Consider the following 12,888-nt stretch of genomic DNA (forward strand, 5'->3'; position numbering starts at 1 on the left):
GCGGCCTGAGGAGAGAAGTGCATGACGCAAGTCACGGTGAAACAACTGGCCGATGAGGTCAAAACACCGGTAGAGCGCCTGTTGCAGCAGATGCGTGAGGCAGGTCTGCCGCACACCGCCGCCGATGAAGGTGTGAGCGACAGTGAGAAGCAGTCTTTGCTGACTCACTTGAAGAGCAGCCACAAGGCGAAAGTGGAAGAACCGCGCAAGATTACATTGCAGCGCAAAACCACCAGCACCCTGCGTGTTGCGGGTAGCAAGAGCATCAGCGTTGAAGTACGCAAGAAGAAAGTCTTCGTACAACGCAGCCCGGAAGAAATCGAAGCCGAGCGCAAGCGCGATCTGGAAGAACGTCGCGCAGTAGAAAATGCTGCACGTCAGAAGGCTGAAGAAGAAGCCAAGCGTCGCGCCGAAGAAGAAGCGCGTCGCCAGCCTGCTGCTGCGCAACCTGCTGGCACTGACGCGGTTGCCGCGCCTGGTGCACCGGTAGAAGCTGTGCGTGAGGCCGCTCCGGTGGCCCCTGCACCAGCGCCGGCTGCTGACGCCCGCAAGCGCGACGAACCTCGTCGTCCGGACAAGCCGCGTGCTGACGATAACAATCGTCGCGGTGGCGGCGGTGATGGCGAGCGCAAGAACGCTCCGCATCGTGCTTCGGTCAAAGAGAAAGCGCCTGCGCCACGCGTTGCACCACGTACTACCGATGAAGAAAGCGACGGTTTCCGTCGTGGTGGTCGCGGCAAGGCCAAGCTGAAAAAACGCAACGCCCACGGTTTCCAGAGCCCAACCGGCCCTGTCGTGCGTGATGTGCAGATCGGCGAGACCATCACCGTTGGCGATCTTGCCAACCAGATGTCGGTCAAGGCTGCTGAAATCATCAAGTTCATGTTCAAACTGGGTACTCCAGCGACCATCAACCAGGTGCTTGATCAGGAAACTGCTCAACTGGTAGCCGAAGAACTGGGCCACAAAGTGACCCTGGTCAGCGACACCGCCCTGGAAGATTCCCTGGCCGAGTCCCTGAAGTTTGAAGGTGAGACGTTCTCCCGTGCGCCAGTTGTGACCGTAATGGGCCACGTTGACCATGGTAAGACGTCGCTGCTCGACTACATCCGTCGTGCCAAGGTAGCTGCTGGCGAAGCCGGCGGCATCACCCAGCACATCGGTGCGTACCACGTTGAAACCGAGCGCGGCATGGTCACCTTCCTCGACACCCCAGGTCACGCCGCGTTTACCGCGATGCGCGCCCGTGGTGCCAAGGCGACTGACATCGTGATCCTGGTGGTTGCAGCGGACGACGGCGTGATGCCGCAGACCATTGAAGCTGTCCAGCACGCCAAGGCTGCCGGTGTTCCACTGGTTGTTGCAGTGAACAAGATCGACAAGCCGGGCGCCGATCTTGATCGCATCCGCAGCGAACTGTCGGTTCACGGCGTGACTTCCGAAGAGTGGGGCGGTGATACGCCGTTCGTTTCGGTCTCGGCGAAAGTCGGTACCGGTGTAGACGAACTGCTCGAAGCGGTCCTGCTGCAAGCCGAAGTACTCGAACTCAAGGCAACCCCATCGGCTCCAGGCCGCGGTGTTGTGGTTGAATCGCGTCTCGACAAAGGTCGTGGCCCGGTTGCAACCGTCCTGGTTCAAGACGGTACCCTGCGCCAAGGCGACATGGTACTGGTCGGTTCGAACTACGGCCGCGTACGTGCCATGCTCGACGAGAACGGCAAGCCAATCAAGGAAGCCGGTCCTTCCATCCCTGTCGAGATCCTCGGCCTGGACGGTACCCCGGATGCTGGCGACGAGATGAGCGTGGTTGCCGACGAGAAGAAAGCCCGTGAAGTGGCTCTGTTCCGTCAAGGCAAGTTCCGCGAAGTAAAACTGGCGCGTGCTCACGCAGGCAAGCTGGAAAACATCTTCGAAAACATGGGCCAGGCAGAGAAGAAGACGCTCAACATCGTCCTCAAATCCGACGTCCGTGGCTCCCTCGAAGCGTTGAATGGCGCCTTGAACGGCCTGGGTAACGACGAAGTGCAAGTGCGTGTTGTCGGTGGCGGTGTCGGTGGTATCACTGAATCCGACGCCAACCTGGCTCTGGCTTCCAACGCTGTATTGTTCGGCTTCAACGTGCGTGCCGATGCTGGCGCTCGCAAGATCGTCGAGCAGGAAGGCCTGGACATGCGTTACTACAACGTCATCTACGACATCATCGAAGACGTCAAGAAAGCCCTTACCGGCATGCTTGGCAGCGACGTTCGGGAGAACATCCTGGGTGTGGCCGAGGTGCGTGACGTGTTCCGCTCGCCGAAATTCGGCGCGATCGCCGGTTGCATGGTTATCGAAGGTGTTGTGCACCGTAACCGTCCAATCCGTGTACTGCGTGAAGACATCGTTATCTTTGAAGGCGAGCTGGAATCCCTGCGCCGCTTCAAGGATGACGCTTCCGAAGTACGTGCCGGCATGGAATGCGGTATCGGCGTCAAGAGCTACAACGACGTCAAGCCTGGCGACAAGATCGAAGTCTACGAGAAGGTTCAGGTTGCTCGCAGCCTCTGACTCGCGCACTTCAGGAGCCACACGGCGTGTGGGCATGCAGATGCCCCGCGCGGTGTCCGGACTCTAAACGCAACGCCCGGTCTGGCTTTTGTCAGGCCGGGCGTTTGCCGCTTTCAGACCCCACGGGTTTCACCGTGTGGCAGTAACAGGTAACAAGACATGGCAAAAGAATACAGCCGTACCCAGCGTATCGGCGATCAGATGCAGCGCGAGCTGGCCCAACTGATCCGTCGCGAAGTCAAGGATCCACGTGTTGGCCTGGTCACTATCACTGCGGTTGAAGTGAGCCGTGACGTAGGCCACGCCAAGATCTTCATCACCGTGATGGGGCAGGACAGCAGCGAAGAAATCGCGCAAAGCATCAAGGTGCTCAACGCTGCCGCGGGTTTCCTGCGCATGCAGTTGGCCCGTGAAATGAAGCTGCGCAGCGTGCCCCAGTTGCATTTCCACTACGACGAAAGCGTCGTGCGGGGTGCGCACCTGTCGGCGTTGATTGAGCGCGCCGTGGCTGAAGACAGCCAGCATCCGTCCACGCCTGAAGACGCCAAGGAGTAAGCGGTGGCTCAGGTCAAACGTATCCGTCGCAACGTCAGCGGCATCATTCTGCTCGACAAGCCCATTGGCTTTACCTCCAATGCCGCGTTGCAGAAGGTCCGCTGGCTGCTCAACGCCGAGAAGGCCGGGCACACCGGCAGCCTCGATCCCCTGGCCACCGGCGTATTGCCGTTGTGCTTTGGCGAGGCCACCAAGTTCTCGCAATACCTGCTTGATTCCGACAAGGGTTACGAGACCCTGATGCAGTTGGGCAAGACCACCACCACGGCCGACGCCGAAGGTGATGTGCTGCAGGTGCGCGATGTGACCGTTGGTCGTGCCGATATTGAAGCTGCCTTGCCCGGTTTTCGTGGGCAGATCAGCCAGATACCGCCGATGTACTCGGCGCTCAAGCGTGATGGCCAACCTCTTTACAAGCTGGCACGTGCGGGTGAAGTAGTGGAGCGCGAACCGCGTTCTGTTACTATTGCCCGGCTCGAATTGCTCGCCTGTGAAAGTGACACTGCCCGCCTGGCCGTCGACTGCAGCAAAGGCACCTATATCCGTACCCTGGTGGAAGATATCGGTGAAAAGCTCGGTTGCGGCGCGTACGTTGCAGAACTGCGACGCACCCAGGCCGGCCCTTTCAGCCTGGCCCAGACGGTCACGCTGGAAGAGTTGGAAGCGGTACACGCCGAAGGCGGCAACGAAGCGGTTGATCGCTTCCTGATGCCGTCGGACAGCGGACTGCTGGACTGGCCATTGCTGCACTTCTCGGAGCACAGCGCGTTCTATTGGCTAAACGGCCAACCGGTACGTGCCCCGGATGCACCGAAATTCGGTATGGTGCGGGTACAGGATCATAATGGTCGCTTTATCGGTATCGGTGAAGTGAGCGAAGACGGGCGCATCGCGCCACGTCGACTGATTCGGTCAGAATGACCGGACGAGTGTGGCTGTTAACAGGCATGGTCAACACTCATTTTTAGATACAGGGATTTGTCCCTGGCCTGTTGAAACTGCCCTTTGGGTGGTTTCCTGAAAAAAAGGATTGCCTCATGGCTCTCGACGTTCAAGAAAAAGCACAAATCGTAGCTGACTATCAGCAAGCTGTTGGTGACACTGGTTCGCCAGAAGTGCAAGTTGCACTGCTGACCCACAACATCAACAAGCTGCAGGGTCACTTCAAGGCCAACGGTAAAGATCACCACTCCCGTCGTGGTCTGATCCGCATGGTAAACCAGCGCCGTAAGCTGCTGGACTACCTGAAAGGCAAGGATCTGGGTCGTTATCAGGCTCTGATCGGTCGCCTGGGTCTGCGTCGCTAATCAGCGATTGCGCTAGAGGTTGGTTGTCTGCCGTGTGTCAGTGGGATTCCCGCTGGCCCATGGCAGGCTCCCAGCCTCAAGTTTTATCTGGATACACGTTTTACCCTGGACGAGGGTCGGGCCGATTCCCGACATTGCCCAAGAATTTCGCAAGAAAACAAGTTCCCCAAGAGCCACAAAGAAGGTAGGACACCGTGAACCCGGTTATCAAAAAATTCCAGTTCGGTCAGTCGACCGTTACCCTCGAGACAGGCCGTATCGCCCGTCAAGCCTCCGGCGCAGTGCTGGTTACCGTTGACGACGACGTGACCGTACTGGTGACCGTTGTTGGCGCCAAGACCGCTGACCCGAGCAAAGGCTTTTTCCCTCTGTCCGTTCACTACCAGGAAAAGACTTACGCCGCCGGTAAGATCCCTGGCGGTTTCTTCAAGCGCGAAGGCCGTCCTTCCGAGAAAGAAACCCTGACTTCCCGACTGATCGACCGTCCGATCCGTCCACTGTTCCCAGAAGGCTTCATGAACGAAGTGCAGGTTGTCTGCACCGTCGTTTCCACCAGCAAGAAGACCGATCCGGACATCGCTGCGATGATCGGCACCTCGGCTGCCCTGGCTATCTCCGGCATTCCTTTTGATGGCCCGATCGGCGCTGCCCGCGTTGCTTTCCACGAAAGCACCGGCTACTTGCTGAACCCGACTTACGAGCAACAGAAAGCATCGAGCCTGGACATGGTCGTTGCCGGTACCTCGGAAGCCGTATTGATGGTTGAATCGGAAGCCAAAGAGCTGACCGAAGACCAGATGCTGGGCGCCGTACTGTTCGCTCACGACGAGTTCCAGGTGGTGATCAACGCCGTCAAGGAACTGGCCGCTGAAGCTGCCAAGCCAACCTGGACTTGGGCTCCACAGCCTGAAGCCACCGAGTTGCTGGCCGCTATCCGTGCCGAGTTCGGCGACGCGATCTCCCAGGCCTACGCCATCACCGTCAAGGCCGACCGTTACGCTCGCCTGGGCGAGCTGAAGGACCAAGTCGTCGCCAAGCTGTCCGGTGAAGAAGGCCAGCCTTCTTCCAGCGAAGTCAAAGCGGCTTTCGGTGAAATCGAATACCGCACCGTTCGCGAAAACATCGTTAACGGCAAGCCGCGTATCGACGGCCGCGACACGCGCACTGTACGTCCGCTGAACATCGAAGTCGGCGTGCTGCCGAAGACTCACGGTTCGGCGCTGTTCACCCGTGGTGAAACCCAGGCACTGGTTGTCGCGACCCTGGGCACCGCCCGTGACGCACAGCTGCTGGACACCCTGGAAGGCGAGAAAAAAGACCCGTTCATGCTGCACTACAACTTCCCTCCGTTCTCGGTGGGCGAGTGTGGTCGCATGGGTGGCGCTGGCCGTCGCGAAATCGGTCACGGCCGTCTGGCCCGCCGTTCGATCGCCGCGATGCTGCCGGCTGCCGACGTGTTCCCGTACACCATCCGCGTGGTGTCGGAAATCACCGAATCCAACGGTTCCAGCTCCATGGCTTCGGTCTGCGGCGCTTCCCTGGCACTGATGGACGCCGGTGTGCCGATGAAGGCACCGGTTGCCGGTATCGCCATGGGCCTGGTTAAAGAAGGCGAGAAATTCGCCATCCTGACCGACATCCTGGGTGACGAAGACCACCTTGGCGACATGGACTTCAAGGTAGCCGGTACCGCTAAAGGTGTTACCGCGCTGCAGATGGACATCAAGATCAAAGGCATCACCGAAGAAATCATGGAGATCGCCCTGGGCCAAGCCCTGGAAGCGCGCCTGAACATCCTCGGTCAGATGAACCAGATCATTGGTCAGTCGCGTACCGAGCTGTCGGAAAATGCTCCGACCATGATCGCGATGAAAATCGACACCGACAAAATCCGTGATGTCATCGGTAAAGGCGGCGCGACCATCCGTGCGATCTGCGAAGAAACCAAGGCTTCGATCGACATCGAAGACGACGGCTCGATCAAGATCTTCGGCGAAACCAAGGAAGCTGCAGAGGCTGCGCGCCAGCGTGTTCTGGGCATCACCGCTGAAGCCGAGATCGGCAAGATCTATGTCGGCAAGGTTGAGCGCATCGTCGACTTCGGCGCATTCGTGAACATCCTGCCGGGCAAGGACGGTCTGGTTCACATCTCCATGCTGAGCGATGCCCGCGTTGAGAAAGTCACCGACATTCTCAAAGAAGGCCAAGAAGTTGAAGTGCTGGTACTGGACGTGGACAACCGCGGCCGTATCAAACTGTCCATCAAGGACGTAGCAGCAGCCAAGGCTTCGGGCGTTTAATTACCCCTGAGCGTTACGCTGAACAAGAGGACTCTTCGGAGTCCTTTTTTTATGGCTTCAGGAAAATGCCGAGAAATCAGGAGCTTACTGAGCGGTAAAAAGCCGCAACTTGCATGCAGTGGTGCTTGGCATCATGCAAGTTGCACGATTCCGAAAATTTGGTATTTCCATAACGTATTGATTTATAAGGTTTTAATTGAGCGGCGTGACTTGGCACATTGCCTGCAATATCCCTGTTAGCGCTGCAGTATCGAGGTTTAGGTACTGCGGTCTTTTAATAAAACAGGAGTTACTCGTATGAAGAAGTTCGCTCTCGCTACTGCTACCGCTCTGACTCTGGCCATGGGTGCTAACGTAGCCTTTGCTCAGACTTCCCAGGCCCCTATGACTCTGGCGGCCGGCGAAGCCACCCAGGCTAAGGAAAGCGTTTCGGATACTTGGATCACCACCAAAGTCAAAGCTGACCTGCTGACTGAAAAAGGCATTCCAGGTTCGGATATCAAGGTTGAAACCAACAAAGGCGTGGTTTCCCTGTCTTCCGACGTAGCCATCTCTAACTCGCAGAAAGCGACCGCTGTAGCCATCGCCAAGAAAATCAAAGGCGTGACTGCTGTTTCTGCTGACGGCCTGCTGGCTGGCGGCGCTACCAAGGCTGACGGTATCGACAAAACCAAAGGCGCAGCCCATAACGCTGGCGAAGCGACTAGCGATACTTGGATCACCACCAAAGTAAAAGCTGACTTGGTTACCGAGAAAGGTATTCCTGGTACCGACATTAAAGTCGAAACCAACAAGGGTGTTGTCTCCCTGTCGTCCTCTACTGCCGTGACTGAAGCGCAGAAAGAAACCGCAGTAGCCATCACCAAGAAGATCAAAGGCGTTAAAGCTGTATCGGCTGACGGCCTGAAAGCAGAGTAACGCTCAACAGTTCGTCTGAACTAGAAGTCGGCGGCAACGAGTGAGTTAGATATCCACTCAATGCACCTCACAGGTTCATGCGATCGACCACACGGATGTGGTCATTACAGGCCCCGGCACTTGTGTCGGGGCCTGTTCTATTGTGGGCTTGAATCGAAGTCTTGAGACCGATAAAGATCAATGTGGGAGCTGGCTTGCCTGCGAAAGCATCACCTCAGTTCATCTGATTGACCGAGGTGTCTGCATCGCAGGCAAGCCAGCTCCCACATTTTGATGGGTCGCTCAACAGTTATTCGGCATCCAGATGCATCGGCGTGACCACCCGCCCATCTTTTTCAGCCTGCCCCAACTGCGCATCAATGAAGTACACCCGGTCATCCTCCAACTGCCCTTTATCCACCAGATAATCCTTGATGGTGCTGGCGCGGTCCTGGCCCAGTTGGCGCAGTAACACATCACTGGCGCTCCAGAACTTGATCACGCCGTCACGAAGCCTCGCACTGCGTTCGTCGCTGCTCAGGTCCTTCCACTCGGCCGGTGGTTGTTGTTTCAGGCGGGTGCGGTAGATGCCTTCCAGCAAGGGTGCCTTTTCTTTTTCGGGTACGACAAGCAGCGACGCCTGGGCGGGCACCTTGTCGCCACGGCGTTGGAGGATCTTGTAGTAGTTGTATTGGTATTCACGTTCCAGTCGCTGTTCGGCGAGGAGCGGGCCATCGCTGCTGGCGGCGGCGGTGCCTTCGATTTCCAGGCGCAGCGCAGGGCGTTCTCTCAAGGCTTTGGCCAGGGTATTCAAGGCGCCCTCGGCGTCCTTGTTCAACTCGCTGGATCCAGCAGCGAACGACACATTGCCAAGGTCTTCCGAACCCCCGCCGGTCACCAGCCCGCCGATAAACTTGAAGGGCGCCGTTGCCGCGCGCAGCACCAGATTACGCAGGGTCTGCCAAACAATCGGCATCACGCTGAATTGCGGGTTGTTCAGATCGCCTGTCACCGGCAATTCGATGGTGATCTTGCCATTTGTATCCTTGAGCAGCGCGACCGCCAGGCGAATTGGAAGGTCCACCGCATCGTCACTGTCGACTTTCTCACCCAGTTGCAATTGCTCGACCACCACTTTGTTTTCGGCCTTCAACTGGCCCTTGGTAATCACATAGTGCAGGTCGAGGTTCAGACGCCCCTTGCGGATACGGAACCCGGCGAACTTGCCGGAATAGGGGGTCAGGGTGGTCAGTTCGACACGTTTGAAACTGGTGGCGATGTCCAGCGCCGCCATGGGATCAAACGGGTTCACGCTGCCTTTGATAGTAACCGGCGCGTAGCGGTCGACCTTGCCCTTGATATCAACGCTGGCCGGTTTGGCCTGGCGGCTGTCAATCGTGCCGATCTGCCCGTTGAGCTGTTGAATGGCGGTGGCGAAGTTTGGTGTAAGGCTGAAGTCGGCAAAGTTGGCCGAACCGTCGTTGATCGCAATCTGCCCGATACGAATACCCAAAGGCTTTTCCTTGCTGGCGGGCTTGGCGCTTTTGTCGGCCGGTTGCGGAATCAACAGGTCATCGACGTTGGTGGTGCGGTCATCATTGATCATGAAGCGCACATAGGGCTGCAGCAGGTTGACCTTGTCGATCGACAGGCTGTCGCCGTGCTGGTAATTAACGCCTTCGAGCACCAGTCGCTGCCATTTGACGAAGTCGCGGGTCTTGAGGGTGTCCAGCGTATGCAACTGGTCGACCTGCGCCCGCCCCGTGACCTGCAGCTTCAAGGGATCAGTGCTCTTCAGGTCAACATCGAGATTGCTGCCGAGCATGCCGCTGCGCAGTTCCAGACGGATGAAGGGGCTGATATAGGACTGGGCAACCCTCAGGTCGATGTCCTGGGTGTTCACGTTCAGCTTGGCGCTGACCGGGTTGAGATTGACCGTGCCGCTCGCCTGGAGCTTGCCTTGCTTGCCCAGGCCCGTGTCGGCCTTCAAGGTAAACGGGCTCTGGTTGAGGCTATCGAAGTTCTGCACATCGACATTCAACGGACCCAGTTCCAGCGCGACCGCAGGCTTGGCCCGGCGGTCTGCCAGGTGCACCTGATAGTTACGCAGTTGCACGTCCTTGAGCAGCACTTGCCAGGGCTTGCCTGGTGCGGCGGGTTCAGCTTTTGGCGAGTCGGCAGTGGCCGGCGCAGTGGTCGGCTCCGGCGCCTTGGCGGGTTTGTTGGGTTGGCTGGTGAACAGTTTCTGCCAATCCAGTTGGCCATCGGCCTCAAGGGCCGCCCAGGTTTCCAGTTTGTTGCTGCGGATCTTGCCGACCACCACCTGCTGCCTGGCCAGGTCCACTGTGGTCTCGCTGACATCCAGGCGTTCCAGGCGCACCAATGGACGACCGTCCGGTGCCTTCATGGCAAATGGCGCAATGCTGGCGGCGGTGTTGGTCAGCTTCAGCTCGGTCTCTTTGGCCAGGCTGAACTTGTATTCGGTGCTGAAGTTGAGCACGCCATCTTCCAGCACCAGGGGCAGCGCGTCGCGTACATAGGGCCACCAGGCTTTCATCTTGCCATCGGTGACCTTCAAGGTGCCTTCGGAGGTGATCGGCACCAGGCTGAAGTTGCCTTTCCAGTCGATCTGCCCGCCTTCAGGCCCGGCTGCCACCAGCGTCATGTCGGCATTGTCTTCCGGCAGGGTGCTGAGGTTTTTCAGTTCGAAGTCGAGGGTGTCGTAGAGGAATTCGATGGGCTCGCTGGGTCGCAAGTCCTCGAAGTGCACATAACCGCCCGCCAACTTGATGCTGTCGATACGCAACGGAAACGGATTGGCATCAGGATCGCTCCGGGTTGGCTCGCTGGGTGGCAGCTTGAACAGCTGCGCCAGGTTCAGTTGGCCGGATTTGTTGAACAACAGCTCGGTCTTGGGCTTATCCAGTTGCACATCAGCCAAGTGCAGGGCGCGGGTCCAGAGGCTGTCGATCTGCAGGTTGGCGTAGAGACGCTCGAAACCCACCTGTTCCTTGCCGGGCTCACCGATTTTCAGCCCCCATGCTGTCACCTCCAGGCTGAACGGGTTGAGCTCGATCCGCTCGATTCGCGCCGGCGCCGTGGCGTAATTGGCCAACTGCTGGTTGGCAATGCGAAGCGCGATACCGGGGAGAATCAAAAAGCCCAGCAAGCTGTACAGGGCAAGGGCAGTCAACAACGCGCCAGCGGCGCGGATCAATCCTTTGGGCATGGGGCGGCGCCATCTATGTCAAACAGGAGTGCCTTGGAGTATGGCACGGCTTTTCGGTTCCGAAGCGCTGGGCCTTTGGGAAACCTCTTACAGCTGAAGTATCAATGTTTTCAATGGCGGCTGTTGATCCTGCGAGGGAAAGTCCGCGCCGGGCGTCATGATTTCCCAGTTACGCACCGGGCGCCCGGCTTTTTCCGCACAGCGCAGCACCTGTTCACGCCAATCCTCCATGCTGACTTTCGCCAGGTTGTTGCAGCAAATCAGCACGCCGTTGTCGGCGGTGGCAAGCAGCGCCGGCTTGAGCAGGCTCTGGTAGTCGCGCAGCAGGTCGACGGTGCCGAACGCGCTCTTGGCCCAGGCCGGAGGGTCGAGCAGCACCAGGTCGTATTGGCGCTGCTCCAAGCGCGGATAACTGGGCAGCTTTTGCCCGCGCCGCTGGGTAATCGGCAGACCGGCCAGTTGGCGGATCGCCGGAAAGTAGTCGGACTGCACGAATTGCATGGTCGGCAACTGCGGGTTCAGCAGGCCATTTTCGCGGCCGACCGCCAGGTTGCCCTCGGCAAAATCCATGTTGCATACCTCGCGGGCATCCCCGGCGGCGGCGCTCAGGCCCACGCCGCAGGTGTAGGCGAACAGGTTCAGCACGCTTTTGCCGGCGCTGTTTGCCTTGACCCAGCCCCGCGTGTTACGCAGATCCAGGAAGAGCAGCGGGTCTTGCCCCGCATGCCGCCCGCGCACGCGGTAATTGAGGCCCCATTCGTGGCCAATCAGATCGTCCAGCGCCGCGGGTTCTGCGCGGTATACCGTGTCCTGACGGTCGATGCGCGAATTGCCATGGGAGCGGTCGTTGTACACCAGCAGCAGTTCCAGGCCCAAATGCTGGTTGACCTGCTGATGCAGGGCCAGCAGGTCTGCGCTTTCCAGGGCATTGTGGAAGCTCTGCACCAGTAATTGCGGGCCATAGCGGTCGATGGTCAGGCCGCCGGCGCCTTCCTGGCTGCCATGGAACAGCCGGTAGCAGTCGGTGCCCTGGGCGTACAATTCGCCGATCAGGTCTTGGCGATGGTCGAGGGCGGCGCGCAGCGCCTGATTCAGGGAAGACATGGAGCGCGCCTGGCTAAGTAATGGATGGCAATGAGGGCGCGGAGTTTAACAGCTATGCGCCGTCGCCTACATCAACCCCATCCGCCGATGGGCGCGTTGCACCGAACCGTTGCGCATCGCCCAACGCAGCATCGGCGCACTGCGCTTGACCCCGGCACGGACCATCTGGCGCTGCAGCGGGCTCTGGTGTTGCTGGAGCATGGCGCTGGCCCAATCCGGCAGCAGGTCGATCCCGGCCTGCATCATCAAACTGCCGAAGGGTTTGGCCAGCAGGCTGGGGGCGGGCGCATCGAGCAGCAAACGCAGCACTTCGCGGCTGCGGTCGTCGCACAGCAATTGCGGGCGGATGCGGGCCATGTAATCCGATATTTCCTGGCGAGAACGCGGAACATTCAGCGCGCCCAGGCGTTCCGCCACCAAGGCAATTTCACTGTAGTAGCGGTCCTGGTCCGGACCCGAAAGGTGCGGGTTACGGTAGCGCAGGTGCGCGGCCAGGAAGTTGCTGACTTCCGCCACATGCACCCAGGTCAGCAGGTCCGGATCGCTGGCCGCGTAAGCCCGCCCGTCAGGCGCATGCCCCACCACCTGCAGGTGAATGGTGCGGACTTTTTCGATCAGCCATTCGGCGTCTTTGCGCGAGCCAAAGGTGGTGCCCGAGATGAACTGCGAGGTACGCCGCAAGCGCCCGAGCATGTCCTGGCGAAAATTCGAATGGTCCCACACGCCGGCCAGGGCCAACGGGTGCAAGGCTTGCAGCATCAAGGCACTGATGCCGCCAATGAGCATGCTGCTGAAATCGCCATGGACTTGCCAGCTCACCGAGTCCGGCCCGAACAGGCCCGGGTCGCCCTTGGGGTTTTCCAGGTCCAGCTGGCCCAGCGCCAGGCCGGTCAGGCTCAGCAACTGGGTTTCGATACGGCTGCGGATAAATTCCATGGCGACTCAGGGG

Annotated in this window: 9 protein-coding genes; 6 read left to right on the plus strand and 3 right to left on the minus strand. The window is 59.0% G+C overall.

All coding sequences use genetic code 11. The annotated features are described in order from the left end of the window. Positions 1-21: 21 nt before the first annotated feature. The 6 genes from infB to ACLH0H_RS13485 all read left to right on the plus strand — a co-directional run bounded on the left by infB (position 22) and on the right by ACLH0H_RS13485 (position 7,627). Positions 22-2,547: a translation initiation factor IF-2 gene (gene infB, locus ACLH0H_RS13460; protein ID WP_076952840.1), complete on the plus strand. Its 2,526-nt coding sequence runs from the start codon at positions 22-24 to the stop codon at positions 2,545-2,547. Between the two features lie 159 nt (positions 2,548-2,706). Further along, complete coding sequence (rbfA, locus tag ACLH0H_RS13465; protein WP_057725021.1) at positions 2,707-3,102, plus strand: 30S ribosome-binding factor RbfA; 396 nt, start codon at positions 2,707-2,709, stop codon at positions 3,100-3,102. Positions 3,103-3,105: 3 nt separating this feature from the next. Continuing rightward, positions 3,106-4,023, plus strand: coding sequence for a tRNA pseudouridine(55) synthase TruB (gene truB / locus ACLH0H_RS13470; protein WP_411382314.1), 918 nt, complete (start codon positions 3,106-3,108; stop codon positions 4,021-4,023). 116 nt (positions 4,024-4,139) lie between these two features. Next, positions 4,140-4,409: a 30S ribosomal protein S15 gene (gene rpsO / locus ACLH0H_RS13475; protein WP_003176135.1), complete on the plus strand. Its 270-nt coding sequence runs from the start codon at positions 4,140-4,142 to the stop codon at positions 4,407-4,409. 194 nt (positions 4,410-4,603) lie between these two features. After that, on the plus strand, positions 4,604-6,709 hold the full coding sequence (gene pnp / locus ACLH0H_RS13480) for a polyribonucleotide nucleotidyltransferase (protein WP_076952842.1): 2,106 nt from the start codon (positions 4,604-4,606) through the stop codon (positions 6,707-6,709). Between the two features lie 297 nt (positions 6,710-7,006). Beyond that, positions 7,007-7,627, plus strand: a complete 621-nt coding sequence (locus ACLH0H_RS13485; RefSeq protein WP_411382315.1) for a BON domain-containing protein — start codon at positions 7,007-7,009, stop codon at positions 7,625-7,627. 289 nt (positions 7,628-7,916) lie between these two features. Here the strand turns inward: ACLH0H_RS13485 and ACLH0H_RS13490 are convergent, their stop codons facing one another. The 3 genes from ACLH0H_RS13490 to ACLH0H_RS13500 all read right to left on the minus strand — a co-directional run bounded on the left by ACLH0H_RS13490 (position 7,917) and on the right by ACLH0H_RS13500 (position 12,875). Further along, positions 7,917-10,835 carry a DUF748 domain-containing protein gene (locus tag ACLH0H_RS13490; protein ID WP_411382316.1) on the minus strand — a complete coding sequence of 973 codons (2,919 nt, stop codon included), beginning with the start codon at positions 10,833-10,835 and terminating at the stop codon, positions 7,917-7,919. Positions 10,836-10,922: 87 nt separating this feature from the next. Continuing rightward, positions 10,923-11,939, minus strand: coding sequence for a class I SAM-dependent rRNA methyltransferase (locus tag ACLH0H_RS13495; protein WP_411382317.1), 1,017 nt, complete (start codon positions 11,937-11,939; stop codon positions 10,923-10,925). 66 nt (positions 11,940-12,005) lie between these two features. Continuing rightward, positions 12,006-12,875 (minus strand): oxygenase MpaB family protein, encoded by an 870-nt coding sequence (locus tag ACLH0H_RS13500; RefSeq protein ID WP_411382318.1) that lies wholly within the window; start codon positions 12,873-12,875, stop codon positions 12,006-12,008. Positions 12,876-12,888 lie beyond the last annotated feature (13 nt).

Source organism: Pseudomonas sp. MPB26, assembly GCF_046605355.1.
Taxonomy (GTDB): domain Bacteria; phylum Pseudomonadota; class Gammaproteobacteria; order Pseudomonadales; family Pseudomonadaceae; genus Aquipseudomonas; species Aquipseudomonas cedrina.

What these genes read in the sequence shown, in the direction of transcription:
- rpsO (WP_003176135.1), top strand. Translation starts at nt 4,140, where the DNA reads ATGGCTCTCGACGTTCAAGAAAAAGCACAAATCGTAGCTGACTATCAG.
- ACLH0H_RS13485 (WP_411382315.1), top strand. Translation starts at nt 7,007, where the DNA reads ATGAAGAAGTTCGCTCTCGCTACTGCTACCGCTCTGACTCTGGCCATG.
- ACLH0H_RS13495 (WP_411382317.1), bottom strand. Translation starts at nt 11,939, where the DNA reads ATGTCTTCCCTGAATCAGGCGCTGCGCGCCGCCCTCGACCATCGCCAA.
- infB (WP_076952840.1), top strand. Translation starts at nt 22, where the DNA reads ATGACGCAAGTCACGGTGAAACAACTGGCCGATGAGGTCAAAACACCG.
- ACLH0H_RS13500 (WP_411382318.1), bottom strand. Translation starts at nt 12,875, where the DNA reads ATGGAATTTATCCGCAGCCGTATCGAAACCCAGTTGCTGAGCCTGACC.
- ACLH0H_RS13490 (WP_411382316.1), bottom strand. Translation starts at nt 10,835, where the DNA reads ATGCCCAAAGGATTGATCCGCGCCGCTGGCGCGTTGTTGACTGCCCTT.
- rbfA (WP_057725021.1), top strand. Translation starts at nt 2,707, where the DNA reads ATGGCAAAAGAATACAGCCGTACCCAGCGTATCGGCGATCAGATGCAG.